General features: G+C 48.3%; 20 protein-coding genes and 1 pseudogene. 10 read left to right on the top strand and 11 right to left on the bottom strand.

Annotation, left to right across the window (positions count from 1 at the left end; all coding sequences use genetic code 11):
• Positions 1 to 34: 34 nt before the first annotated feature.
• From GH808_RS06705 to GH808_RS06690, 4 genes are all read right to left on the bottom strand, one after another.
• Positions 35 to 355, bottom strand: coding sequence for a type II toxin-antitoxin system RelE/ParE family toxin (locus tag GH808_RS06705; protein WP_186842010.1), 321 nt, complete (start codon positions 353 to 355; stop codon positions 35 to 37).
• Positions 345 to 509: a hypothetical protein gene (locus GH808_RS06700; protein WP_186842009.1), complete on the bottom strand. Its 165-nt coding sequence runs from the start codon at positions 507 to 509 to the stop codon at positions 345 to 347. Before GH808_RS06700 ends, GH808_RS06705 begins: the two co-directional genes overlap by 11 nt.
• A gap of 139 nt (positions 510 to 648) precedes the next feature.
• Positions 649 to 1,263 (bottom strand): DUF6088 family protein, encoded by a 615-nt coding sequence (locus GH808_RS06695; protein WP_186842008.1) that lies wholly within the window; start codon positions 1,261 to 1,263, stop codon positions 649 to 651.
• Between the two features lie 219 nt (positions 1,264 to 1,482).
• On the bottom strand, positions 1,483 to 2,304 hold the full coding sequence (locus GH808_RS06690) for an EcsC family protein (protein WP_243166138.1): 822 nt from the start codon (positions 2,302 to 2,304) through the stop codon (positions 1,483 to 1,485).
• 272 nt (positions 2,305 to 2,576) lie between these two features.
• Between GH808_RS06690 and GH808_RS06685 the strand changes: the two genes are divergently transcribed.
• The 8 genes and pseudogenes from GH808_RS06685 (at position 2,577) to GH808_RS06650 (ending at position 12,183) form a co-directional block, all read left to right on the top strand.
• Complete coding sequence (locus GH808_RS06685; RefSeq protein ID WP_186842007.1) at positions 2,577 to 4,046, top strand: type I restriction-modification system subunit M; 1,470 nt, start codon at positions 2,577 to 2,579, stop codon at positions 4,044 to 4,046.
• The gene (locus GH808_RS06680; RefSeq protein ID WP_186842006.1) at positions 4,039 to 5,181 is read left to right on the top strand and encodes a restriction endonuclease subunit S; all 1,143 of its coding nucleotides are present in this window, start codon (positions 4,039 to 4,041) and stop codon (positions 5,179 to 5,181) included. The genes GH808_RS06685 and GH808_RS06680 overlap by 8 nt, the downstream gene beginning before the upstream one ends.
• A gap of 458 nt (positions 5,182 to 5,639) precedes the next feature.
• Positions 5,640 to 5,751 (top strand): annotated as a pseudogene (gene rhuM, locus GH808_RS06675) (RhuM family protein); the annotation flags it as partial.
• A gap of 46 nt (positions 5,752 to 5,797) precedes the next feature.
• Complete coding sequence (locus GH808_RS06670; protein ID WP_186842005.1) at positions 5,798 to 6,937, top strand: Fic family protein; 1,140 nt, start codon at positions 5,798 to 5,800, stop codon at positions 6,935 to 6,937.
• A gap of 167 nt (positions 6,938 to 7,104) precedes the next feature.
• Positions 7,105 to 10,473 (top strand): DEAD/DEAH box helicase family protein, encoded by a 3,369-nt coding sequence (locus GH808_RS06665; protein ID WP_186842004.1) that lies wholly within the window; start codon positions 7,105 to 7,107, stop codon positions 10,471 to 10,473.
• Positions 10,466 to 10,792 carry a GNAT family N-acetyltransferase gene (locus tag GH808_RS06660; RefSeq protein WP_186842003.1) on the top strand — a complete coding sequence of 109 codons (327 nt, stop codon included), beginning with the start codon at positions 10,466 to 10,468 and terminating at the stop codon, positions 10,790 to 10,792. Before GH808_RS06665 ends, GH808_RS06660 begins: the two co-directional genes overlap by 8 nt.
• 243 nt (positions 10,793 to 11,035) lie before the next feature.
• Positions 11,036 to 11,509: a YbhB/YbcL family Raf kinase inhibitor-like protein gene (locus GH808_RS06655; protein WP_186842002.1), complete on the top strand. Its 474-nt coding sequence runs from the start codon at positions 11,036 to 11,038 to the stop codon at positions 11,507 to 11,509.
• Positions 11,510 to 11,559: 50 nt separating this feature from the next.
• Positions 11,560 to 12,183: a class I SAM-dependent methyltransferase gene (locus GH808_RS06650; protein ID WP_186842001.1), complete on the top strand. Its 624-nt coding sequence runs from the start codon at positions 11,560 to 11,562 to the stop codon at positions 12,181 to 12,183.
• An 82-nt stretch (positions 12,184 to 12,265) separates the two neighbouring features.
• On the opposite strand, the gene GH808_RS06645 is transcribed toward GH808_RS06650, so the two are convergent.
• Together GH808_RS06645 and GH808_RS06640 are read right to left on the bottom strand one after the other, a co-directional pair.
• Positions 12,266 to 12,640: a hypothetical protein gene (locus GH808_RS06645; protein ID WP_186842000.1), complete on the bottom strand. Its 375-nt coding sequence runs from the start codon at positions 12,638 to 12,640 to the stop codon at positions 12,266 to 12,268.
• A 101-nt stretch (positions 12,641 to 12,741) separates the two neighbouring features.
• On the bottom strand, positions 12,742 to 13,092 hold the full coding sequence (locus tag GH808_RS06640; RefSeq protein WP_186841999.1) for a PadR family transcriptional regulator: 351 nt from the start codon (positions 13,090 to 13,092) through the stop codon (positions 12,742 to 12,744).
• A gap of 512 nt (positions 13,093 to 13,604) precedes the next feature.
• On the opposite strand from GH808_RS06640, the gene GH808_RS06635 reads away from it, so the two are divergent.
• Both GH808_RS06635 and GH808_RS06630 read left to right on the top strand, forming a co-directional pair.
• Complete coding sequence (locus tag GH808_RS06635; RefSeq protein WP_186841998.1) at positions 13,605 to 15,080, top strand: extracellular solute-binding protein; 1,476 nt, start codon at positions 13,605 to 13,607, stop codon at positions 15,078 to 15,080.
• Between the two features lie 18 nt (positions 15,081 to 15,098).
• The gene (locus GH808_RS06630; RefSeq protein ID WP_186841997.1) at positions 15,099 to 17,330 is read left to right on the top strand and encodes a GGDEF domain-containing protein; all 2,232 of its coding nucleotides are present in this window, start codon (positions 15,099 to 15,101) and stop codon (positions 17,328 to 17,330) included.
• Here the strand turns inward: GH808_RS06630 and GH808_RS06625 are convergent.
• From GH808_RS06625 to cobT, 5 genes are all read right to left on the bottom strand, one after another.
• A complete protein-coding gene (locus GH808_RS06625) occupies positions 17,327 to 18,556 on the bottom strand; it encodes an ATP-binding protein (RefSeq protein WP_186841996.1) in 1,230 nt (409 codons plus the stop codon). The two genes, GH808_RS06630 and GH808_RS06625, sit on opposite strands and share 4 nt — an antisense overlap.
• Positions 18,557 to 18,778: 222 nt before the next feature.
• Complete coding sequence (locus GH808_RS06620) at positions 18,779 to 20,263, bottom strand: B12-binding domain-containing radical SAM protein (RefSeq protein WP_186841995.1); 1,485 nt, start codon at positions 20,261 to 20,263, stop codon at positions 18,779 to 18,781.
• Positions 20,260 to 21,588 (bottom strand): B12 lower ligand biosynthesis radical SAM protein BzaD, encoded by a 1,329-nt coding sequence (gene bzaD, locus GH808_RS06615; protein ID WP_186841994.1) that lies wholly within the window; start codon positions 21,586 to 21,588, stop codon positions 20,260 to 20,262. Before bzaD ends, GH808_RS06620 begins: the two co-directional genes overlap by 4 nt.
• 304 nt (positions 21,589 to 21,892) lie before the next feature.
• Complete coding sequence (locus GH808_RS06610; protein WP_186841993.1) at positions 21,893 to 23,440, bottom strand: DUF2284 domain-containing protein; 1,548 nt, start codon at positions 23,438 to 23,440, stop codon at positions 21,893 to 21,895.
• Positions 23,421 to 24,536, bottom strand: a complete 1,116-nt coding sequence (gene cobT, locus GH808_RS06605) for a nicotinate-nucleotide--dimethylbenzimidazole phosphoribosyltransferase (RefSeq protein ID WP_243166137.1) — start codon at positions 24,534 to 24,536, stop codon at positions 23,421 to 23,423. Before cobT ends, GH808_RS06610 begins: the two co-directional genes overlap by 20 nt.
• Between the last annotated feature and the right edge of the window lie 22 nt (positions 24,537 to 24,558).

Genomic DNA, 24,558 nt, shown 5'->3' with positions numbered 1-24,558 from the left:
GTTGTTGAAGAATGTAATGGGATAAACACTTAGACTACTCATTTCTTAAAAGCAGTGATTTCCAGTCTTGACGGTCTTTAAGTACCCGCAAAATAGTAACTGTCCGTTTGCTGGTATCGACGATAAAGAAAATATTATAAGAATCATAGGGTTTCAGTCTAATTTCGTAACCTCTGTATTCAAAACTGATGCCTCGATAGCCAAAAGGGAAGGTTTCCAGGCTCTCAGCCATTTGATAATACCTGTTCAAAAAATCATTGGCAGCTATTTGGTTTTTTAGAGTGTTAACCAGATAGTCTGCCAATTGAAAAATATCATTTTCAGCTTCAGGCGTTTGTAATACCTTATACTTCATGGATTTCCAGCTTCTCCCTAATCCGTGCGATTGATTCATTTAAATAAATGGCCTGTCCTCGCTCCATTTCATCGATACCTTTATCAAGTTGCTTGAATAGATTTTTTTCCTGTTCGATCAAATCGGGTTCATGTTCTTTTGCCAATGGTGACATTTGAATCAGCTCCTTTCCATCGGTTAATATTATTATATCCATATTGGTGACGATATTCAATTATTTTGTGTAATTGAAAAGAATGACTAAACTAAGATGAATAAGGCATGATTTTTCACGCAATTTTCCATAATCGTTTTTATGCAAATTCATTGATCATGCCACTCTCTACTAATTTTTTATACGTCTGTTTGGGATAATTAATCAGCACCGGATCAAGAACAGTTCTCAAAAAGTGTTCGTTTTTCAAATAAGTTCTCAAGCGATTGACCTGTTCTTTATCATTAAAATCAATATTTGACACGGCTTCCAGAAATTCAATGATGTTGATGTTTGTTTCCGAAATTGGGGTTTTGGCACACCGGAGTATGACGCTTTGGCTACCGACCTTAATCAACCTTTTTCGGTTCGTTTCATTGTTGGTTACTATTTCAATAACGTTTGGAACCTGAGTTGTAAGCCCCCATTTATTCAACAGTGACAAACCAGTCAGTACGCCATACTGCTTTTTACCGTTACTTAAGTATTTTCGTTTGATGACATCAGCCGGGTTGAGTGATGATTCGCCGTAGATTGTTTTTTCTGGAATATAATAAACGCCCTTTTGAAATCGCTTGATTAAGCCGGCACGAACCATCCTTGATAAAAATTTTCTTAATGCATCACTTGAAATTTTATTTCTATTTTCCAAGTCAGATAAAAAAATTGGGGTATTTGGTTCGAATTCAGATTTGATTTCATCAATGGTCAACATGTGCATCACCTCGTCTTTATTATACCCAGATCACGAACAACATTCAAGTTATTATAATGATTATGTATAAAAATGTGACATTTCTTGCTTTAATTCAGATTCAATAAAGTTTTGTCAGTTGAAGAGGTGTAGGGCCAGACTTACAGAATCGGTTCGCAAATGAAGAAAAATATTTTTTAAAAAACCTGTTTGTTTTCATTTTAAATCATGTTACATTTCTTATAGACCGGTCGAATCGTTGATTGAACTGAGCTTGGAAAGCAGATAACGCTTCTTATACTTGATCCGGGCGTATTTACCGATTTTATTGACCATCAAGGGATTGACCACGCCACCGATGACGCCCACGATGGGCAGTCCCTGGATAAATTTGGCAGTCAGCAGGGTGTTGGATAAAAGGTCGGAGGTTTCTTTCATGACCGCTTTCAGATCAATGTCCATCGGCGTTTGGGCATCAATATGCTTGCCTAAACGCTCGATTTTCTGATCATAGGCTTTTCGCAGATCCTCTTTCGTCATGGCGGCACAGATCAGATAAAGGATGTACGCTTTTTCCTCATGGGAGGTGTACTGGTAGCCGTAGGACAGGGCAATTTCATTGATGGTTTTGATGATGACGCCAAGAAACAGCGGGATATCCGGAAGTCCAATCCCCAGCAAGCCCAGAACGCCGCCTTCGATTGCCGCAATGGATTCATTGATGGCTTTGGACTGCTGTGAGGATTTATCCAGCGTTTTCAGATGTTTTTTACTCATATATTTTTCAAGCGCGTAATTATTTAAATCGTATTTTACATCGATGTTATCTTTGTTGTATGTTTTTTCGATGAGACTGTTTCCTTTTTCGAACACAAAATGAAAGCCCATGTAGAAGGCTGTGTCGAGGGTGGCTTGCAGTTTTTCCGGTATTTTAGCCTGGATTTTATTGACCACAGGAGTGAAGTTTGATTTGATAAACGGACTGTCTTTCTGATTCAAAAACTTCTGCTCCTGCTTTTCAAGAATCGCCAGCTGTTTGGTCAGGATAAGGTCTTTCTTCATTTTTGTAACTCCAATCGGTAGATTTGATGAAGGTATTGTATCATTCTTTGTTTAATAAAGACTGTGGTACAGCATCGGGGTGGTTTGTTGTGTGGATTATTGACATTTGTTAAAAGAAGTGAATGCAGGGAATAAGCATGGCGTAAAAGTGTGATTGGGAATAGCCATATCCATATGAAAAGCGTATAATTATGAATGAATGAAAAAATAAAACACTGCAGAATAAAACCTGCTTGGGCAAATAAAATAGATACAGGAAATCAGGAGAAAAAATGATCACAGGCGAAGTAAAAAACAAAGTCGATAAAATATGGACCGATATCTGGGCGGGCGGGATCAGCAACCCCCTCACTGTCATCGAACAGCTAACCTATCTGATGTTTATCCGGTCATTGGATGAAAAAGAACTGGAGAATGAAAGCTTTGAAAATCTCACCGGGGAAACCATGCCCAAAGTCTTTCCCCAGACCGAGGCCGGACAAGCCATGCGCTGGAGCCGCTTTAAGGAAAAAGACCCCCGGGCGATTTACGAGATCATCAGCCAGCAGGTCTTTCCCTTTATCAAAAAGATGAACGGGTCATCCCAGACCGCCTTCTCCCGCTATATGGACGATGCCATGTTCCTGATGCCAACCCCCCAGGTGCTCCAGAAAGTCATCACCGGCCTGGACGAGCTCTACGAGCAGGATCTCAGCGGCCGGGACATGCAGGGGGATCTCTACGAGTATATGCTGGGTAAGCTGGCTACCGCCGGACAGAACGGGCAGTTCCGCACCCCCAAACAGATCCGGGATCTGATGGTGCGACTGGTGGCGCCGACCCCGGACGACAAAATATGTGATCCCGCTTGTGGCACCGCCGGATTTTTAGTCACCAGCGCCGAGTATATCCGGGAAACCTATGAGGCCCAGATGACCGCCGACCAGTGGCAGCATTTTGACAGCGCCGCCTTTTCCGGCTTTGACACCGACCGCACGATGCTGCGGCTGTCGGCCATGAACCTGATGCTCCATTCAATTACCAACCCCCATATCGACTACCAGGACAGTCTCTCCAAACAGAACGAGATTGCCAGCCAGTACGATGTGATTCTAGCCAATCCGCCCTTTACCGGCACCGTCGATGCCGAAAGCATCAACGATAATCTCAAAGCCGTCTGCAATACCAAGAAGACTGAGCTGCTGTTTATTGCGCTGTTTTTGCGGATGCTTAAAAAAGGCGGCCGCTGTGCCTGCATCGCCCCGGATGGGGTGCTGTTCGGCTCCACCAAAGCCCACAAAACCCTGCGCGCCGAACTGGTCGAAAACCATCAGCTTCAGGCTGTGATTTCGATGCCCTCCGGCGTCTTTAAACCCTACGCCGGCGTGTCCACCGCCATTCTGGTATTCACCAAAACCGGCGCCGGCGGCACCGACAAGGTCTGGTTCTACGATATGAAGGCCGACGGCTACAGCCTCGACGACAAAAGAAACCCCATTGCCGCCAACGATATCCCCGATATTATTGCCCGCTTCCATAATCTCGATGGGGAAGTGGATCGGGCCAAAACCGAGCCGTCTTTCTTCGTCGACAAACAGGCCATCGTCGACAACGGCTACGACCTCTCGATCAACCGCTACAAAGAAGTGATCTACGAGCAGGTGGAATACGATCCACCGGCAGTGATTATGGCCCGACTGGATGAGCTGGCCGGGGAGATTGGGGCAAAGATGGAAGAGTTGCGGGAGATGATTAATGGGTAAGTGGGAGAAGGTGAGGTTGGGGGATGTTGGTAGCTACGTTAATGGATTTGCGTTCAAACCGGAAGACTGGTCTAGTCAAGGTTTGCCAATTATTAGAATACAGAACCTTACTGAAAGCAGAAATGAAGTTAATTATTACGCAAAGTCTGATAAAAATAAATATGAAATCAATGACGGTGATGTTTTAATTTCATGGTCGGCAAGTCTTGGTGTATATCAATGGTCGAAGGGGAGAGCACTATTAAATCAACATATTTTCAAAGTTGTTTTCGATAAATTGGAAATTAATAAAAAGTACTTTATCCATGTAATTACTCATTTGTTAAAAGATATGTCTAAAGAAACACACGGTTCAACTATGAAGCATATTACAAAATCTAGATTTGATAATATGCAAATCCCCCTTCCACACCTGGAAATCCAGCAAAAAATCGCGGCCACTCTGGACACCGCCGCCACTTTATTAAAGCTCCGCCAACAGCAGCTGGCCGAGCTGGAGGCGCTGATCCAGTCCGTGTTCTATCAGATGTTTGGTGACCCGGTACGGAATGAAAAAGGGTGGGAGAGTGGTACCTTATCAAAACATCTTTCAATTGTTGCGGGATATGCTTTTAAAAGTACGGGTTTCATTGAAAAAGGAATTCCCGTTTTGAAAATTGGTAATATTAATACAGGTGTATTTAAAAAACTGAACTTAGTTTATTGGGAAGAAGATACTGCACTTAAGCGGTATTTACTATATCCAGGAGATTTGGTAATTTCGCTGACTGGAACAGTAGGTAAGGATGATTACGCAAATGTATGTATTCTGGGGGGAGATTTTGAATGTTATTATCTTAATCAGAGAAATGCTAAATTGGTTCTAGGAAAATCACTGGATAAGTTCTATTTGTCATACTATTTTAAAGATCCTGCCATTAAGGGAAAACTAACTGGTATAAGTCGAGGAATTCGGCAAGCTAATATTTCGAATAGTGATATTTTAAGTTTGAAAATTTTGTTGCCACCATTATCCCTCCAAAACCAATTCGCCGCCATCGTCCAGAAAATCGACCAGCAGAAAGCCCTGGTCCAGCAATCCATCGATGAAACCCAGACCCTCTTTGACAGCCTGATGAGCCAGTATTTTGACTGAAAAAGCATTGAAAATTTGTGGTTATTGGCGGTTTTCGGTGGATTTTTATCGGGGAATTGGGTTGGATATGTCTGCAAGGTATATTTGAGGTAAAATTGCACTATTTCCGAAACCATTGGGTATTTTTTCGAAAGGATTAAATGGCTGTATTAAGCCATTCGAAAGGATCGAAAGGCAAAAACCCTATTATGGCGAAAATCCTTGATTAGATTTTTCTAATCACTATATTACAAAAAAACAGCCACTGATCCTTTCACCCTTTCTTTTTTTGAAAAAACAAGGAATTGGTCGAAAACAACCGCTGGTTATAAAAAATGCGGCGTTGACCGCCCCCTTGAACGATCAGATGGATTGGCTCCTTGCGGAAGGATTTTCCAAAACGGATTGTATTTTCAAATATTTAAATTTTGCCGTCTTTTTTGCGGTAAAAGAAGGCGTTTGAGCTGAGTAACAAACCTGAAGTCATCATCTCCGTTGGCTACCGGGTTAAATCTCACCGGGGCACCCAGTTTCGCATCTGGGCGACTCAACGGCTGAAGGAATACTATTAAAGGTTTTGTCATGAATGATGCTTGCTCAAAATGTAATACAATTAAGAAGAAAGGAATAAAAAAACATGTATTTAGAAGAATATCAAGCTGGTACATATGAACGCCAAACGGATTACAGTGCTTTTATTCCGTCACATATTAACAAACAGTGGGAATGGAGAACACCAGAAATTAATGTGTTGCTGGAACAGGCTAACCTTGAATTGGGGAGATTAGGCAGTTATTCTGAACTGGTTCCAAATATAGACTTATACATTAGAATGCATCTTAAGGTTGAAGCAAATAAGTCAAACAGAATCGAAGGGACCCAAACCACCATTGAAGAAGAACTTATGCCAATCAGAGATCTGGATCCAGAGAAACGCGATGACGCCCGAGAAGTTCAGAATTATATTAGAGCCCTGCAACATGGGGTTGATCGCATTATTCGGGATGATTTTCCTCTCAGTTCTCGGCTGATTCGAGAAATACACAATGAACTCATGCAGGGGGTAAGGGGTGAACACAAAACGCCAGGGGAATATCGCACCAGTCAAAATTGGATCGGTGGGAGTATGCCGTCCAATGCATCCTACGTGCCGCCTTCGCATCTACATATCCCGGAGTTGATTACCGATATGGAAAAATTTATTCACAATGATGAAATTTACGTGCCTTTACTCATTCGTATCGCAATGATTCATTACCAGTTTGAAAGCATACATCCATTTTTAGATGGAAATGGAAGAGCTGGCCGGATTATGATTCCTCTTTTTTTATTGGACTCAGGTCTTTTGAAAAAACCGTGCTTTTATATTTCTGATTATTTCGAGATACATCGAACTGAATACTATGATGCCTTGAATCGGGTACGTTTGAATCAAGATATGATTGGATGGATTATCTTTTTTCTAAAAGCATCTGTTGCGACGGCAAAATCGGCACGGGTCAAATTTGGAAATGCAGTGATGCTTGTTGATGAATATAATCGACTTGTGCCTCAGATATCAGGCAGCACAGAAAATGTACAGGCAATATTCGATGCATTTTATGATAACCCAATACAGAATGCAAATGTTTTATCAGAATCGAATTCGATTAGCAAGCAGACGGTAAGCCGTATCCTGGCAGCAATGCATGAGAAAGGAATTCTAGAAGAAATAACGGGATATTCGAGAAATCGAGTTTATACTATGAGAAAATACCTCGATGTCTTTCGGATTTGAGTTATAGACTTCGCAGATAAAATCCATAGTTCCAAAAAAGATGAAAGTTGGAACTATAGAAATCCATAGTTCCAAAAAAAGCGAAAACTGGAACTATAAAAATCCATCGTTTCAAAAAAGACGAAAACTAGTGAAGAAGAAAACAATTATCAAAACGAGGTAACCTTATGCCATCAAATTTTGAATACCTGATCACTCAAAAAGAATACGTCCTGTTCGCTAATGCCTGCACCGAAGCCGAGCGGGTTTTTGCGTCCGCTCCGGCGATGTGCGCAGTTGGTTGCCGGAAAGCTCTGGAGCTGGCGGTGAAGTGGGTCTATGCGGCGGATACGACCATCGAGATGCCCTATAAGGACAACCTCCAGTCGCTGATCCATGAGGCCAGCTTCCGTTATGCGGTGGTTTATGATACCTGGAAAAAGATACCCTTTATCATCAAGCTGGGGAATCTGGCGGTGCATACCGAAAAAGCCGTCTCTGGTAGCGATGCCATCCAGGCGCTGAAGGGTCTGTTTGAGTTTGTCCAGTGGATCGACTACTGTTATGGGTCAGACTATCGGGAACGGCGCTTTGATGAGGCCGCCATCCCGCGGCAGAAGGTGGTGGTGGATACCGCCAAAATCCGGGAACAGGAAAGCCTGCTGACCCAAAAGGACAGTGAGATCGACGCCCTGCGTTTAAAAATTGAAGCCCTGTCCCAGCAGTATACCGCCGAGAAGGATCAGCACCAGGAACAGCGGGCCTTTACCGCTGATGATCTGTCGGAATTTAAAACCCGGAAAACCTATATTGATGTGGATTTAAAACTGTTGGGCTGGACCCTCGGCGACGACGCGATGGAAGAGGTGCCGGTGACGGACATGACCGGACAGCCGGGTCATGCGGGCTATGCGGATTACGTGTTGTTCGGGAAAGACGGCCTGCCGCTGGCGGTAATTGAGGCGAAGCGGACCAGTAAGGACCCCAACATCGGCCGCCAGCAGGCGCTGCTTTATGCCGACAGCCTGGAACGGCAGACCGGCCGTCGTCCGATGATGTTTACCACCAACGGTTTTGAAACCTATTTCTGGGACGATCAGAGTTATCCCCAGCGGCAAGTCAGCAGTATTTTCGCCAAATCCGATCTGCAGAAGCTGATGAATCGTCGTCAGGAAAAGCGGGATCTGAACACGGTAGTCATCAGCAACGCCATCACCGACCGCTATTATCAGAAAGAAGCCATTAAAGCGGTGTGCGACAGCATCTGCATGGGTCATCGCAAAAATCTGCTGGTGATGGCCACCGGCACCGGTAAAACCCGGACTGCCTCCAGTCTGGTGGATGTGCTGTCCCGGGGCGGCTATATCACCAATGTGCTGTTTCTGGCCGATCGCACCGCCCTGGTCAAACAGGCTCGGGATGATTTCAAAAATTATCTGCCCCATCTGTCGCTGTGCAATCTGTTGTCCAATCGGGAGGACAAAAACGCCCGGATTGTCTTTTCCACCTATCCCACCATGCTCAACGCCATCGACAGTGAAAAGAACGAGGACGGTCAGCGGCTGTTTACGCCGGCTCATTTTGACCTGATTGTTATCGACGAGAGTCATCGCAGCATCTTCAAAAAATATAAAACCATCTTCGACTATTTCGACGCCATTCTGGTGGGACTGACAGCCACCCCTAAAACCGATGTTGATCGTAACACCTATGATTTCTTTGAAATCGAAAAGGGGGTACCCACCTATGCCTACGATTTCGAAACCGCCGTGGCCACCGATCACGTGCTGGTGCCCTACTACAATATCGAAACCGCGACCGCCTTTCTGGAAGCGGGGATCAGCTACGATGACCTGTCCGAGGCCGATAAAGATCGCTATGAGCAGGACTTCACCGAGGACGACGGCAGCCTGCCGGATTTTATCCCATCACCGAAAATCAATACCTTTGTGTTCAATGAGAAAACCGTCGATACGGTGCTCCAGGATTTAATGGCCAACGGCATCCATGTGGCCGGTGGCGACCGGATCGGCAAGACCATTATTTTTGCCCAGAATAAACAGCATGCCGAGTTTATTCTCAAACGGTTCAACCACCTTTATCCCCATCTTAAGGGTGGCTTTGCCAAACGGATCACCTGTGAGGACAGCTACGCCCAGTCGATTATCGACGATTTCAAGATCGCTGAAAAAGAACCCCATATTGCCGTATCGGTGGATATGATGGATACCGGTATCGATGTCCCGGAATGCGTCAATCTGGTGCTGTTTAAAAAGGTTCGATCGAAAACCAAGTTCTGGCAGATGATCGGCCGAGGCACCCGGCTTTGCCCGGGGCTGGACTGCACTGATCTGATCGACGGCAGCTATGCTGACAAGCGGCGCTTTTTTATCTTTGACTATCTGGGCAATTTTGAGTTTTTCCGGGCTCACAAGGAGGGGATTGAGAGCCGCGAGACCAGTTCTCTCAGTGAAGCCATCTTTGCCAAACGGGTGCGGCTGATGCGCCACCTGCAGGTCAGCGACTTTGCCGCGGACAGCTATCAGGACTGGCGCCGGGAGCTGACTGAAACGGTGCTGACCCAGGTTCAGAGCCTCAACCCGGAACTGATTGCCGTCAACTTAAAACGGCGGTTTGTGGAGCAGTTTCGGCAGGCCAGCGCCTATATCTGCCTGAGTGAAGCGGATCAGGGCGCCCTGGTTAATGAAATTGCGCCGCTGGTTTTTATCGATGACACCGACGAGCCGGCCAAACGCTTTGACAACCTGATCTACGGTTTGATGCTGGGTCAAATTGAAGCCTTGCCAGCCTATAAAATCGCCAAACGCCAACTTTGCAGTCTGATGAATGAACTGGAAAAGAAAATCACCATCCCCCAGATCAAGGCCAGACTGCCCCTGATTCAGACCGTGACCACTGATGAATTCTGGGCGGCTGGAGATCTGCTGGCCTTTGAAAAAGTGCGGCAGGAACTCCGGGAGCTGATCAAGTTTATTATTGAAGGCGGTCAGGAAAAATCCCCGGTGATCACCAGTCTTTACGACCCGATTCTCGACCGCAAAGAGGGGCTGGTGATGGAAGCGGCTTATGACTATGGCGATTATAAAATGAAGGTGAACCGCTATGTTAATGACCATCAGGACACGCTGGCGATCCAGAAACTGCGCAAAAATATCCCCCTGACCCAGACGGACTATGGGGTGCTGGAGCACATCCTCACCAAAGAGCTGGGCAGCAAGGCTGATTATCAGCGGGAATTCGGCGAAACGCCTTTCGGCCTGTTGATCCGCAAGATCGCCAAACTGGAACCCCAGGCGGCGATGGCGGCCTTCTCAGATTTTATTGACGACCAATCCTTGAATCAGCCGCAGATTGTCTTTGTCCACAAGGTCATCGACTACGTGGTTCAGAACGGCTACATCGAAAACGTCACTGAATTGATGAAACCGCCCTTCGACAAACCCCAAAGCTTCGGCAAGCTGTTCGATCTGTCCAAACAGCAGCGGCTGGTGGAGATTGTCAAAGCAGTTAAGGAGAATGCGGTAAGAATTGGGTGATGAGTGTTTGGTGGCTGTTTTGCAGAAAGAAGTGATTGGCGTGGTATGGTCGAGACTGTTTCCGGCTACTTGCCCGGGATATGGTTATTATGACGAAACGACGCCAGAGCTCTCAATTGCAGTGAAGCCGAAATGGCGGGGCCAGGGGATTGGGTTTGACTTGATGACAGCGATGCTAAAAAGGCTTCGTGAAGCCGGTCATACCACGGTTTCGCTCAGTGTGACACAAAACAATCCGGTAGTGGCGCTTTATAAAAAATGCGGCTTTGAGATTCTTGCTGTTCAGCAGGAGGATTTTCTGATGTTGTTAAGACGGTGACGATGAGCCTTTTGTCCTGCACAATTTGAGAAAAGCGCGGACTTTATTAGCGAGCTGGATTTTGTGATCGAGGCTGACGGCGTGATTGTTGGCAACATTGTCTTCAGCAAAGCTTAGTAGAATATTGACTTGCGTGAAAATGAGAAAATGGGATCAGATGAATGCCATCAAGATTACTTGAATTAACATAACGGTTCCTCTGATCACTCTTTGTGTAAAACATATTGAAAGGTAACAGAAAACATGAAAGATCTGGAAATAAAATGCCCATCGTTTGAAAATAATGGAAATATGCTAAAAAAACACACTGGTTTTGATGCCGATATGTCGCCGGAGTTCCAATTAATAAATCTTTGCGCTGATACGAGTTCGATTGCCATCATCATGGACGATTTGGATATTCCCTTCATAAAGGAGTTTAATCATTGGCTAATATGGAATATTCCCAAAACAGATAAAATCCCGGAAAATATTCCGTCTGGTTCACCGGTATTTTCGTTTCAGCAGGCGATGCAAGGTGTTGGATATGGTGTAAACCGGTATCGAGGGCCGAAGCAGCCTTTTTTTGTCAGAAATAGCCATCGATATGTTTTTCGCTTTTATGCACTTGACTGCTTTTTAGATTTGGATAACAGCACCAGAAAGAAAGATTTGCTTGAAGCGATGGGCGGACATATCCTCCAAACGGGAAGCATCACTGGCAAATACAAGAGATAGCAACTGAACTAGTAGATTGGCTATGAATACAAACCTGAAAGTGAGAAAAAATGGGATCAGATGAATTCTATCAATTTAATGCCAAGGTCTACGATGTGCTGGATCGGACCTACTTTAGAAAGGCAGCCACCAGCCCCCGAAATGCTGTCATTTCCATATTAGGGGATGAACCGTTAATGGTCTTGGACATGTGTACCGGAACCGCGGCTAATGCCATTGCCATTGCCGGGGCCAGAAAATATACCAAGGTGGTCGGTATTGATATTTCTGACGCAATGTTGCATCAAGCTGCAGCTAAACTGGGACAAGAGGGGATATCCAATGTTGAGCTGCTTCATATGGATGCGGCACACCTGCAGTTCCCAAATGAGAAATTTGATGTGGTACTGATATCGCTGGTATTGCATGAGTTAAGCCCTGATCTGGCGGGGAAGCTGCTTTGGGAAGCCAGAAGAGTTTTGAAAACTACCGGAAAGCTGATTGTCGTGGAGTGGGAGGAACCTGTCAGCCGGTTCAAAAAGATCCCGTTTTATCTCGTTAAAAAAACGGAACCCAAGGGCTTTGAGGATTTTCTGAAATGTGAGATGAATCAGTATTTTTGCCGGTTCGGTTTTGAAATGACGCGAACTATTCATTGCGATTACAGTAAAGTAATGATATCGAGCAAGAAATAATCACAGTGAACTGACTGTTCCTCCAAATAAAAAGGGCCGGCATAAACGCCGGCCTGTTGATTTGTTTTACTTCAATAATGAATCAGGATTCCCAGGGAACAAAATAGACACCATCGGCGCGTTTCTGGCCTTTGCCCAGCTCGGCATGTCTTAAGACACTTAACTCTAGGCTGACCTCTTCCGCGGTCAGTCCGAATTTTTCCACAAATTGGCCAACAGTGACGCCGTTATTGGCCACAAGGTACTCATATAATTCTTTTTGACGGGGGGTTAAACCCTGGATACCGGTGTGGCCAGAGCGTTGCCGATCCAGTTTGGCACTGTGGACGGCACTCGGATCACAGGCCTGAACCAGTTTGTGCTGACCGAGGGCACAGTCATCGCAAAAGATTTTTCCTTTGACGGCATAGATTTCTTCTTTTTCCAGTTCAATACCGCATAAACAACATTTTTCCATAAAAAATCACCTCTGATATTTATTTTGAATCTGATTATAGATCATGATTACATATTTCTTTGCAAATGCCCATCCTTCCAGTGCGTATCGAATAAAGGATGTTAATGTTTTTTATCACGATCTTCAAATTTTTCCAGTTCATTTAGAAAGAATTCCATGTTTTTCTTTCGTTGTTCCAGTTCCGTCTTGAATTCAGATAACATCAGCATGCCTTTGTCCGTAATGGTATAAAACTTTTTGGCAGCTCCTTTTGCTGAAGTATCCCAGTGGGCGATGATGGCATCATTTTTTTCCAATTCATTGAGGGCTCGATAGACGGCCGGACCATCCGAAAAATTGTAGGGCATTTCGTCCTTCATCTGTCTTAACAGGGCGGATCCGTAGGTAGCATCTTTTGCTAAAAACAATAAGATAAATGCCGGCAAATGACGGCCATATTTAGCATGTCTCATGGCTCGGTTCCTTTCTTTTTTCACAGAAGATGGTTGCATCAAAATCCACAACTGAAATATTTTACTTGCATATAGATGTCAATCACACTATAATATTAATCATAAAAAATGTCAAGAAAAAAAGGGGATACGAGCGTGATGGTTTTGTTGGGGGAAACTCCATCGTAGCCCCAAAAAAGAACCGTCCCTCTGATCCACTGTCAGAAAGGCCAGGGGACAAAGTGCTTTTTGTCTTTGTGGTTATTTGATATAATGCAACAAAGTACCATGGCCATGATTTTCACGCTTGAGCAACGCCTGAAAGATGGGGCTAAGTCACCATCAGTTTTATTTTGAATTTTATCTCGATTTAAATTGTCAATGGGGCTGGTATGATGATAAAATAAAAGAATAAACCATCGGATTTTGGAAAAATCTGAAAACGATTCACACACCAGCATTCGGGCCGCTGCTGCACTGGCAGAAAAACTGATCAAACGTTGCACTGGCCATCGTCATTAAAAGGAGTGAAAATGAAAAGAAAACTGAAAATAACCTGTCTGCTCTTGAGTTTACTGGTCGTTGTGATGGCTGGGACTGCGTGTTCAACTGCCAGTCAGAAAAAGACCGCGCTGGATCCCAAAAACCCGGTATCCATCACATTGTGGCATTATTATGTCGGCGATAATAAAATTGCCCTTGAAAAAGCGGTGGATGAATTCAACAAAAGCGTCGGTTCCGAAAAAGGGGTGGTGATCAATGCGGTGGCTAAAGGCAGTATTGTCGATCTGGAGGAAGCCATCACGAATTCGGCCAAGGGCGTGATCAATGCCGAACCCATGCCGGATCTGTTTTCCTGCTATCCGGACAAGGGTCTGGAAATTGATCAGCTGGGAAAACTCTGCGACCTCAACGATTATTTTACAAAAGATGAACAGAATTCATATGTTGACGAGTTCCTGAAGTCCGAAAAGTATGACGAAAAACGGCTTCTGAATATCCCTATTGTCAAAAGCACAGAGCTTCTCTACGTGAACAAAACAGCCTGGAATGCTTTCGTGTCTCAAAGTGGGCTGAACGACAGTGCCCTGTCAACCTTTGAAGGGATCTATGATGCAGCGCGTGCCTACTACCAGTGGACTGATGCCCAGACTCCGGAAACAGCCGGAGATGGCAAGAGCCTGATGGGATTTGATTCCGTGGCCAACTACATTATCATCGGCAACAAGCAGCTGGGAACGGAAATCATCGATGGGACGGATTCGAAAGCTGTCCTGAATAGGGCCGATCTGAAAAAAGTGTTCGATCTCTATTATGGCGGGATGTGCCTGGGTTATTTCAATGCGGTCAGCAAATTCCGTTCGGATGATATCAAGGCGGGGGATCTCGTCGCCTATGTCGGTTCATCATCCGGCGCGGCCTATTTTCCGACCTGGATCGAAAAGGACAATACCCAGTCACCGATTGAATTTCTAGCTCTGTCCTATCCGGTCTTTGCTGGCGGTATACCGACGGCGATTGAACAGGGAGCCGGTATGTCGGTGACGAAATCCACTCCCGCAAAAGAGGAAGGATCAGCGCTGTTTTTAAAATGGTTTACCGCGAAAGAACAGAATATCAACTTTGCGATGACCACCGGTTATTTACCAGTTGAAAAAGCAGCTTACGAAAATACGGATTTTAAGGCTTCCCTCGATGCGATGAGCGCCGGCGATCAGTCCGAAAAAAATGTGGCTGCGGTCTATGGCATTGCCCTGGATCAGATCATGAATGCGGATACTTACGCGTCCACGCCGTTTGACGAGAGTTATGATCTGCGTACGATTCTGGAAAAATCGCTGATGACAACAACCGTGGCAGGACGCCAGGATGCAGCAGCATTCCGGGCACAGGGAATGAGCGAACAGGAAGTGCTTGACGCGCTGAATCTGGATGCCCGCTTTGACGCGTGGCTGGCGAGCCTCCGCAGCCAGCTCGACGGACTGGGAATTGCCTACTCGGAAGAATAATTACAAAAGGATAAAGGAATGAAGAAAACTTGGACACTCCGAAGACAGCTGAATATACTACTGGCATTGATTGTCATTTTTCAAAGCCTTGCATTGGTCTTTGCGCTATTTATTTCCCGGGTGTATTTCATGCTGGATGCGGAAGCGGTCCGGCTGCTGAACAACACGACTGAAACCCGGGCGGAAACGTTTGATACCTCGGTCGGTCAGATGATTGCCGGTCTGGCCGATGAGTCAAAACAGCTCAGTACACGGATGACAGATCTGGCACAGCAAACGGGAAGCACGCCGCAGGCCATCTATCGTGATGACATCGCCTACAACGAGTCGGCACAGATTGCCAGTGATGCGCTGGTATCGATTCTGAAACAGGATCGGGTGACTGGGGCATTTTTCATCCTGAACGGCTCCAATGCGGAAAAAGCGAACGGTCAGGCTCACTCGGCCGTTTACATCCGGAACACGACGCCGGACTCGGAAGAAACGGCCAATTATTCCCTTGAGATCGGCCCGACGGCGGTAGCCAAATCCTACGGGATGGCCACCAGCATCCGCTGGGATCTCGATATGAAGGAAAATGAAGACGGCAGTCAGTTTGATTTTTATGAAAAGCCGTTCTGGGCTGGGACTGCATACAAAGGATCGGAAATCGAACGGTTCGGTTACTGGACCAAACCGATTGACCTGCTAAAGGACAATCAGCAGGTGGTCTGTTACACGCTGCCGGTTCTCGACCAGGATGGTAATCCCTATGGCGTTCTCGGCGTTGAAATCGACATGCCCTATTTTTCGCAGTATTACCTGCCGGATTCCGATCTCCTCTATCATAACAGTTTTTACGTGATTGCCGGCATGCACGATCAGGCGTTGGATCTGAACTGGTTTATTCCCGGGGGTGTTCTGGCAAAAACCTATCTCAAGAGCGGTGAACAGCTCCCAATGAAGGCGCTCAAAGACGAAGGAATCTCTGAAACAACACTGAATGATCTGGGCGCGATGTACAGTTCGATGCGGGAACTAAAGGTCTACAGTGAAAATTCACCCTTTGTCGACGAGAACTGGACCTTGGCCTGTTTTGTTCCGAGTCAGGTTCTGATGGAGAATTCACAGTCGGTCAGAGAAAAGCTGTTCGCTAGCATCGCGATCACCACGCTGCTCGCATTTTCAGGTGTTTTCGTGCTGGTCTATTTCTTCACCCGCAAGATTTCACGATTATCCGAGTATGTCAGTGGGCTTTCTCCCTATGATGAAATTCAATTCAAGCCAACCGGGATGCGTGAAATCGACGATCTGACATCAGCCGTGGAATTGTTCAATCAGAGTCTGGTGACGGCATCACAGACGACTTCGAAAATCCTGGAGCTGAGCCTTCTGCCCATCGGCGGGTACGAGGTGCACGACAGCAGCCGGAATGTGATTCTCACGGATTTCCTGTACTGGCTGCTTCATATCGAGCCGGGAATACCGGTTTCAAAAGAGGAATGGAAGGCCTGTCTGAATCGGCTGAGGGCCAATCCGATGGAAGATCACGCGAATATCTACCGCTATGATGACGAACAACGGGAAACGCAGCTGTGGCTGCGCATAATCGAAGCCAAACAGCCAAGCGGTGTGGTTGGCGTCATTCAGGATGTCAGCACCGAGATTGAGGAAAACAGGCGTTTGGTCAATGAGCTGGATTACGACGCGTTAACGCATCTTTACAGTCGGACTGCGCTCAAACGCGAGGTGAACCGGAAGCTTCGGGAAAAACCCGATAAAATCGGGGCGATGATTTTCATGGATCTGGACAATCTGAAATACATCAATGACAGTTTCGGACATGAAGTCGGGGATCGCCTGATCGTCCGGGCCGGCGAGATTTTTCGCTATTTTGAGCCTTTTGGCGGAATTATTTCGCGGATTTCCGGCGATGAATTTGCAGTTTATCTGCATGACTTTGATCATCCGGATCAGGTGCGCGACATTATCCGCGAATTCCACGATCAGAAAGAAAGCTTTTGTCTCAGGACGCCGGATGGCGAAAGCCGGCGCATCCGTTTTTCATCCGGCATTGCCTGGTATCCTCAGGATGCAGATAATGTCACCGAACTGCTGAAGCTTTCAGATTTTGCGATGTATGAAGCGAAGAACACGGAAAAGGGGAGACTGTTCGAATTCAATCGGGAATACTATGAGCAGACGCTTGGAGAACACAAGGGAGAGAGCACAGACAGCACAGAAGAAGAACCGTCCCCTTGTATCTGCTAGATTCCCCAAATGGGCACAATCAAATTTTGGCTGTCAAATGCCGATAACCGGTCAGTCGTGCAAAGCACTGCTCCTGTCCCACGTTGCAGGGGCGCTTTATCAATGACCTCAAACACGCGGGTGAGCTTGCGCTGTGGGGTGGTCGTTTTCTTGATTTCCATGGGGTAGAGCTTGCCGCTGTCCTCGAGCAGAATATCAATCTCCTTGGTGTCCTTATCCCGATAGTAATAAATAAAGGCTTCACGTCCGCAGTTCTGATAACTCTTGATAATCTCCGATACCACAAAATTCTCCAGAATCGCACCGCTCATGGCACCGTTCATCAGGGTCTGGCTGTCACTCCATTTGGTCAGGTAGGCCACCAGGCCACAGTCGTAGAAGTAGAGTTTAGGCTTGGTTACCATGCGTTTGAGCATATTGTTGGAATAGGGATGGAGATAAAAGACAATGCCCAGTCGCTCTAAAATTCCAAGCCAGTTTTTAGCGGTAACCTGGTTAATGCCGGCAGCGTCGGCAATGGTCCGGTAGTTGAGCATCTGTCCACATAGGGCGGCGGCCGCCGTGATGAAATCCATAAACTTCAGGGAATCGATCGCACCGGAAATCTCTTTGACATCCCGGTCGATATAGGTGCCGATGTAGCTGGAATAAACTGCGCGATCGTCCCGATACTGCCCGCTGATGAGGGCCGGCATCCCCCCCTTGAAAATACGCGCATAGAGGGCGGGTGTATCAATGCTGTGACGCTGTCTGATGCGTTGTGACAGTTGCTCCAAATCCAGCACAAAAGGGGTCGTTGCGGCGCCAGCGATTTCCGCCTGTGACAGGGGGGCCATGTGGAGCAGGCAGACACGCCCCGCCAGCGACTCCTGGATTCCCGTCATCAATTTGAATACCTGCGAACCCGTCAGCCAGAAGTCACCGGCCCGATGGTTTGCGTCGACGTGGATTTTGATATAGGTAAACAGCTCCGGTGCATACTGCACCTCGTCGATAAATACCGGCGGTTTGTGAATTTGCAAAAACAGTTTTGGGTCATTCTTGGCCATTTGACGCTCGGTTAAATCGTCCAGCGTAACATACTCCCGCCCGGCATTCTCTTCGGCAGCCAGCTTTTGCAGCATGGTTGTTTTGCCGACCTGTCGCGGCCCGGTGAGCAGCAATGCCGGAAACTGCTGGGAAAGACGCAGAAACGTCTGCTCTATGGCTCTGGGTAGGTAGTTCATCAGATCACTCCTTCGGCTAAAGTTAAAATCAATTATATTATAGCCGGATTAGTGTTGGCAGTCAATAGGACATAAGGGGACGGTTCTGTACTGATCAAAAAAATCAGCACAGAACCGTCCCCTTGATCTATTAGTCGATGACGCCAGATAAGACACTCGTGATAAAACAGTACCGGCCCTTGCCGCATGATCTGCAGCAAGAGCCGGTACGTTTTTTTTATCCTAAGACATGATCAGATCGACCGACTGGTTGAATGACCGCACGTAGATATCGCGATTTTCAGCTGTCATTTCGCCGCTTTCGAATTCATTGAGCAAACCGGCGAAGGAGTACACCAGCAGCCGGTTGACCAGGTCGTACTGGCTCAGCGTCGCCGGATCCTTTTTAAAACTCAGTTCCCAGGTATCCTTCATGTAAGCGAAAATATGGTTGGTCATATCCCGCATCATGCCGGCCATGGTGGCAACCTTCGGGTTCTGGTAATCGGTGTCGGCCTCGTATGTGGAATGGTCGGAAATATTGAGCCGACCCTGATCCTGCAGGGCTTTGTAGGAGGCACTGCCCTGGAGAATGATCATATGATGATAGAGTACGTTGACGCTGATTTCGAGCTTCTCCAGCAGATCATTGCGCTTCAGGAAGTCATAGTTGATTTTGAGATCTTCGATGGTGGAGTCTGGCTCGAACATGATAAAACCGACGCTGGGCTCGATGCCGTATTTTCTTAAAATGCGCAGCGCTTTTTCATTGTCCGATACGGAAGTCAGCTTGTTCAAGCGTTTGAGCGATTCATCCCGGCCGCTTTCCAGACCAATCAGGATATGACGCAGGCCGGCATCCACCAAGGCCGAAATGGCTTGTTCTTCGATATCGTTAACTCGGGCTTCGATACCGAAAGTGATGTTTCGCTCCTTCAGCAGGGCGGCGAGTTTGAGGACCCGGTCTTTGCCCGCATTGCCGGGGCCGAAGAAGTTGGGGTCCACAAAATAGAAATAGCGGATCTCCGTTTCCTTCATGATAGCGTCGATTTCGGCCGCGATATTTTCGGGGCTTCGGCCTCGCCATTTTCGTATGGCTTCGCCGTAATAGGGGTTAATGTAGCAGAAGGTGCAGCCGCCGTAGCAGCCGCGGCTGCCGGCAAGGTTGACCTCGCCGAAAGAATAAGAGCCTTTGCTGCGCAGTGGAAACGGCAGTGAATCCACATCCATCATGATTTCCCCGCGGGACGCGGTGATGCCGCCGTCCTTGCGGTAGGCGATACCCTGAAGCTCCTGGTTGGGGAAATTCTCCACCAGCCTCAGAAAGGTCAGTTCGTTTTCGCCCAGCAGTGCCGAGTCGATGGCCGGGCAGCGGTTCAGGATTTCCTCGTAGGCAAAGGTGGGATAGAAACCGTAAACGGTAACGTAAGAAATGCTGTAGGCGGCTTTCACGTGTTTGATGAACTGGTAGAGCGTCTGGTTGTTCTCCCAGTGGTAAACCAGGTGAATCCCAAGGATCGTCGGGCGGATTCTGGCAATCTCCGCCTCGATTTGAGGGTAATCCAGCTTTTCCAGATAGCCGTCGACGATGGTGACGTCGATATTTTTTGAAGCCAGCATCCCGCCGATATAGCCCGTATTCAGACAGGCGGACAGCGGCGCATTGGCGATGTCGTTACAGCGGTCTTCCCCGTAGGATCGGGGGTGTTCTAATAAAAGTACTTTCATGGTGTGACCTCCTGCCACATAAAGATATTTTTCTTGGTATGATAGATTTCCAGGTCGTAACGCACCCGGTCAAACGGGGCGGGGTTGTAATAGGTGGGATAGAGCAGATCGGTTTCCGGCGTGATCACGCTGTTTTCAAGCGCCTGCTGTTCCACCTTGGTACCGGGCAGAATGCGGATGTTGTTCAGAACGATCGTGCCCAGCGTCTTCGACTGATGATGAATCTCATAGATGGCATCGATCAGCGCCTTGGCTTCTCTAATCGTTTCCTCGGTGTCGCCCGGGGTGTTGACCAGGAAGTGGTAGACAGTCACGACGCCACTGTTGGCCAGCACCCGGGCGGTATTGAGAATGTCGGTGGTGGTCATGTGTTTATCCATCGCATCCAGAGCGGTCTGGCTGAGACCGTCAGGCGAGAGGGAGAAGCATTCGCAGCCGGATTGGGCATACAGCGCCACATTTTCTTCGGTCAGCAGGTTCTCCCGGAAAAAGCCGCTCCAGTTGATTGCAAGTCCGCGTCGGAGAATTTCGGCGCAGATGTTATCCAGGTGATCAACCGGCAGATTGACGACAGAATCGGTAAAATGAATCCTGGTGACGCCGTAGGTTTGATAAAGAAATTCGATCTCATCGACCACGGATTCCGGCGTGCGGCAGCGCATCTGTTTCCCCTGCAGCAGGGGATAGGAGCAGTAGCCGCAGCTGAAACTACAGCCGCGTTTTGTTTCCACGCCGATGCTTTCCACGTATTTGTTGACGCTCAGATAGGGGCGGGGATCCAGCAGTTCCCGGTTGGGCATCTGGTAGTTTCCCATGTCGTAATCCCCCACCGGCGGGACGATGCTGACCTGATTGTTTTCACGGAAACACAGGCCGGGCAGATGCGGCGGATTGTCCAGATTGTTAAGCAGCGGGACGATGATTTTTTCGGCTTCGCCGGTGACGCCGAAGTCGATTTCCGGGTATTCACTCATCAGACGTTCGGGAAACAGCGAGAAACCGGTGCCGCCGACGAGAATCTTCGCTTCGGGACAGTACCGGTCGATGAAGGCCAGCGTCACCGCAAAGTTAGGAATCAGTGAGGAGGTTTTATTGCCGAGGGGATCGATGTTTCGCAGCGAAACGCAGACCACGTCCGGCTTCTGGGCATCCAGCTGCTGGCGCAGATCGCCATAGGGGTCCGGTGACATGTTCATGTCGAATAGATGAAGCGGGTAATTGGTCTGACGCTCGACCGCGGAGGCGAGCACGACGATGCCGATGGGGTAAACCCGCTCGATATCGATGCCCTCCATCGAGAGCGCCTGAACGAATAGTATTTTCATGATTGCTCCTTGAATGTAGTTTTGCATGTAACGAAATTGCCGTTAGCTTCGCTGCCGGTTTACACGAAACTATTTTTACACTGTTCGCCTACACGTTACAAAATAGTTTGTGAAAACCACCATCAAAGCAAGATGGGATCACGTAGTACCGACAATTGTAATATCGTGTTGCACCCTAAGGGGCAGGCTCTATGCATCAAGGCGAACACGGCGTAGCCTGTTCGAATTGCAGCATACAACTGATTTACAATTGGTCGGTACGGTGCCTTAACGGAACCACTTGGTAACAGACGAAAAGACCGCGTTACTCCAGTAACAGCAGTCCATAGTATTTGATGATGTCGCCCTTGTTCGATCGGGTTTCCAGAGTTTTGCCGTTGCCGCGGACGGTTTCAAAAACGTCGATGCCGGAGCCCTCCATTGAAGGCCGGCGGTTCTTGGTGTTGCGGCAGGGCTTGTCGAGGTCGCAGCTGGGACAGATGGTGCAGGGACCGGCCCAGAAGGCGAAAGCCTTGTGATAGCCCGTTTTGAAGGCGATTTTTTCGGCTTCCAGTATCTGGTGCTGGAAATCGCCGGTGGGCGGTTCGCCCTTTAGCAGCAGCGCCCGGGAATAGGTCGACAGCAGCCGTCTGGTTTCATCCAGCGGGATGTCGTTGGCTTTGCAGTGTTTCTTGTCGACGGACGAGCAGCCGAACTTGCACTTGTTCTTGGGAAACTCGGTGACCACCACGGAATCCGGTGAAATCTCAAAGACATCATGGAATCCGATCGCCTTGATCGGATGAATCAGCTTCTGAACCGGCGTGATAGCCAGACCGTCGAGAACGGCTTCTGACCGGGCGCCAAAAATCAGCGCGGTGTCGGTCGCAAGCGGGATCAGCGGCGTGGTGGCCAGGTCGTTTTTGGCAAGCTCGTCAAGTACCCACTTTCCGGAGAAAACCTTGCCGTTGTAAGTGTTGAGCATCATGTTCAGATCCGAAAAGTGTGCTTTGACAGGGTCGTGCTCATTGAAAAAATCATGAACGAGCAGGATACCGTCGTCGGCCAGATGGCTGGCGGCGTTTTTGAGCACCAACTCATTTTCGGCGTCAGCATAGGCATGCACGATATTGGACAGGATGATCAGTTTGTATTTCCCAGTCAGCCCCCATTCCGGCTCCAGAATGTTGCCGGGATGATAGGTGACCCGGTCGGCAAACGGTGTCTTTTCGACCATCTTTTCGGTGTGTGGCAGGACCTGGCGGATATCCAGCAGGGTGGCCGTCGTATCCGGAAACTGCTCCAGAAAAGCCAGCGCCATGGCGCCGGACCCGGTGCCCACATCGAGGATCGCGCCGGACAGATTGTCACAGAAGGTGACACACTCTCGGGCCTTGATTCGGGCGATGTTGTCCATGGCCCGGATGTAGCTCTCCCGGCGCGCATTGAGCTCGTCCTCGCTGGTATCCTCCGGCAGAAAATTGACCCGGCCGCCGGCTTTGAGCGATGCCTTCAGGGTATTCCAGTCGGCTGTCAGATTCTTCCGCCACAAAATCGAGTCACCCTGGTAGAGGGGACTCGCCTTCAGCAGATACTCCTGAGTCAGCAGGGAATTGGAATAAACACTCTGATAGCGATCCAGCAGCCCCAGACTGGTCAGCAGTTCAAGGTAGCGGCCCAGTGCGGCGGCGTCACAGTCCAGTTGCGTGGCCAGCTCCGACGGCGTTGCCTCCTGGCTTTCAAAGCTTTTTATCGTTTCAAAAAGATCCATCTCCAGGGCAGTGAACAGGGCGTCGGACGCCCAGTAAGCGGTGGCCAGGTCCTCTAGATACTGGCCGCCGTTTTTATGGGGATCATAGGCTTGCATTGTCATGGCCCGCTCCTTTGGAAACACCGGAATCTTCAAAGGTCAGCATGTCGCACATCACCCGGGCGGATGATTCCACCAGATGCATGGCAACAGCGGCGCCGGTTCCTTCGCCGAGTCGGAAATTCAGATTCAGCAGCGGGGTCAGTCCCAGCGACTGCCACATCAGCTGATGACCGGGCTCCTCCGACTGATGGGAGGGGATCATGTAGTCCAGCGACGCGGGGCAGAGTCCCTTGGCGATCAGGGCTCCGGCTGTGGAAATGAAGCCGTCCACCAGAACCGGCACCTGATGATAGGCGGCGCCGAGGATCACGCCGGCAATCCCGGCGATTTCAAAGCCACCGACCTTGGCCAGCACGTCGATGGGGTCATTTTTATCGGGCTGCAGGCGGTTGATGGATTCCCGGATCACCTTGATCTTGTTGATCAGGGCGGCGTTGTCGATGCCAGTCCCGCGACCGGTGACGGATGAAACGGGATATTCCGCCATCACGGCCAGGATTGCGGCGCTGGGGGTGGTGTTGCCGATGCCCATGTCGCCGGTGGCCAGCAGGTTGATGCCCTGCTCCTCGATCACCTTTGAGGCGACATTGATGCCGGCTTCCAGGGCCGCAATGGCCTGTTCACGGGTCATGGCCTGTTCACGGTAGAAGTTTTTGGTGCCGTAGTCGACCTTGCAGTCGATCAGTTTGCCACTTGCCACCAGCTCGGGCAGATCGACGGCGATGCCCATATCCACAACGATGACTTTAGCGCCGGCGGCCTTGGCCAGCACATTGATGCCGGCTCCGTCTTTGGCAAAATTCTCAACCATTTGGGGCGTCACCTCCTGAGGACAGGCGGAAACCCCCTCGGCAACCACGCCGTGATCGCCGGCCATGGTGATCACCATCTTTTTGTCGACATTGGGATGGATGGTCCGCTGGATGCCGGCCAGCTGTTCGCCCAGAGTCAGTAGCTGGCCGAGACTCCATGGCGGAATCGCCAGTTTTTCAATATGATCTCGCGCCGCCTGCTGCCATTTCGGATCAGCCGGCGCGGTGTTTTCGATGACTTTTTTGAGTGTATATTTTGTATCGATCATGTCTTGTCCTTTCATTCGTTGCTTTGCCGCTTTTAGT

The organism is Acetobacterium fimetarium, from assembly GCF_014284475.1.
Taxonomy (GTDB): Bacteria; Bacillota; Clostridia; order Eubacteriales; family Eubacteriaceae; genus Acetobacterium; species Acetobacterium fimetarium.
This window is presented reverse-complemented; position numbering and strand designations above follow the sequence as displayed.

Coding starts and splice junctions, on each gene's coding strand:
- GH808_RS06645 (WP_186842000.1), bottom strand. CDS start 12,640: ATGGAAAAATGTTGTTTATGCGGTATTGAACTGGAAAAAGAAGAAATC.
- cobT (WP_243166137.1), bottom strand. CDS start 24,536: ATGAAAGGACAAGACATGATCGATACAAAATATACACTCAAAAAAGTC.
- bzaD (WP_186841994.1), bottom strand. CDS start 21,588: ATGAAAATACTATTCGTTCAGGCGCTCTCGATGGAGGGCATCGATATC.
- GH808_RS06700 (WP_186842009.1), bottom strand. CDS start 509: ATGTCACCATTGGCAAAAGAACATGAACCCGATTTGATCGAACAGGAA.
- GH808_RS06640 (WP_186841999.1), bottom strand. CDS start 13,092: ATGAGACATGCTAAATATGGCCGTCATTTGCCGGCATTTATCTTATTG.
- GH808_RS06635 (WP_186841998.1), top strand. CDS start 13,605: ATGAAAAGAAAACTGAAAATAACCTGTCTGCTCTTGAGTTTACTGGTC.
- GH808_RS06680 (WP_186842006.1), top strand. CDS start 4,039: ATGGGTAAGTGGGAGAAGGTGAGGTTGGGGGATGTTGGTAGCTACGTT.
- GH808_RS06690 (WP_243166138.1), bottom strand. CDS start 2,304: ATGAAGAAAGACCTTATCCTGACCAAACAGCTGGCGATTCTTGAAAAG.
- GH808_RS06665 (WP_186842004.1), top strand. CDS start 7,105: ATGCCATCAAATTTTGAATACCTGATCACTCAAAAAGAATACGTCCTG.
- GH808_RS06705 (WP_186842010.1), bottom strand. CDS start 355: ATGAAGTATAAGGTATTACAAACGCCTGAAGCTGAAAATGATATTTTT.
- GH808_RS06620 (WP_186841995.1), bottom strand. CDS start 20,263: ATGAAAGTACTTTTATTAGAACACCCCCGATCCTACGGGGAAGACCGC.
- GH808_RS06625 (WP_186841996.1), bottom strand. CDS start 18,556: ATGAACTACCTACCCAGAGCCATAGAGCAGACGTTTCTGCGTCTTTCC.
- GH808_RS06610 (WP_186841993.1), bottom strand. CDS start 23,440: ATGACAATGCAAGCCTATGATCCCCATAAAAACGGCGGCCAGTATCTA.
- GH808_RS06685 (WP_186842007.1), top strand. CDS start 2,577: ATGATCACAGGCGAAGTAAAAAACAAAGTCGATAAAATATGGACCGAT.
- GH808_RS06650 (WP_186842001.1), top strand. CDS start 11,560: ATGGGATCAGATGAATTCTATCAATTTAATGCCAAGGTCTACGATGTG.
- GH808_RS06630 (WP_186841997.1), top strand. CDS start 15,099: ATGAAGAAAACTTGGACACTCCGAAGACAGCTGAATATACTACTGGCA.
- GH808_RS06695 (WP_186842008.1), bottom strand. CDS start 1,263: ATGTTGACCATTGATGAAATCAAATCTGAATTCGAACCAAATACCCCA.
- GH808_RS06655 (WP_186842002.1), top strand. CDS start 11,036: ATGAAAGATCTGGAAATAAAATGCCCATCGTTTGAAAATAATGGAAAT.
- GH808_RS06670 (WP_186842005.1), top strand. CDS start 5,798: ATGTATTTAGAAGAATATCAAGCTGGTACATATGAACGCCAAACGGAT.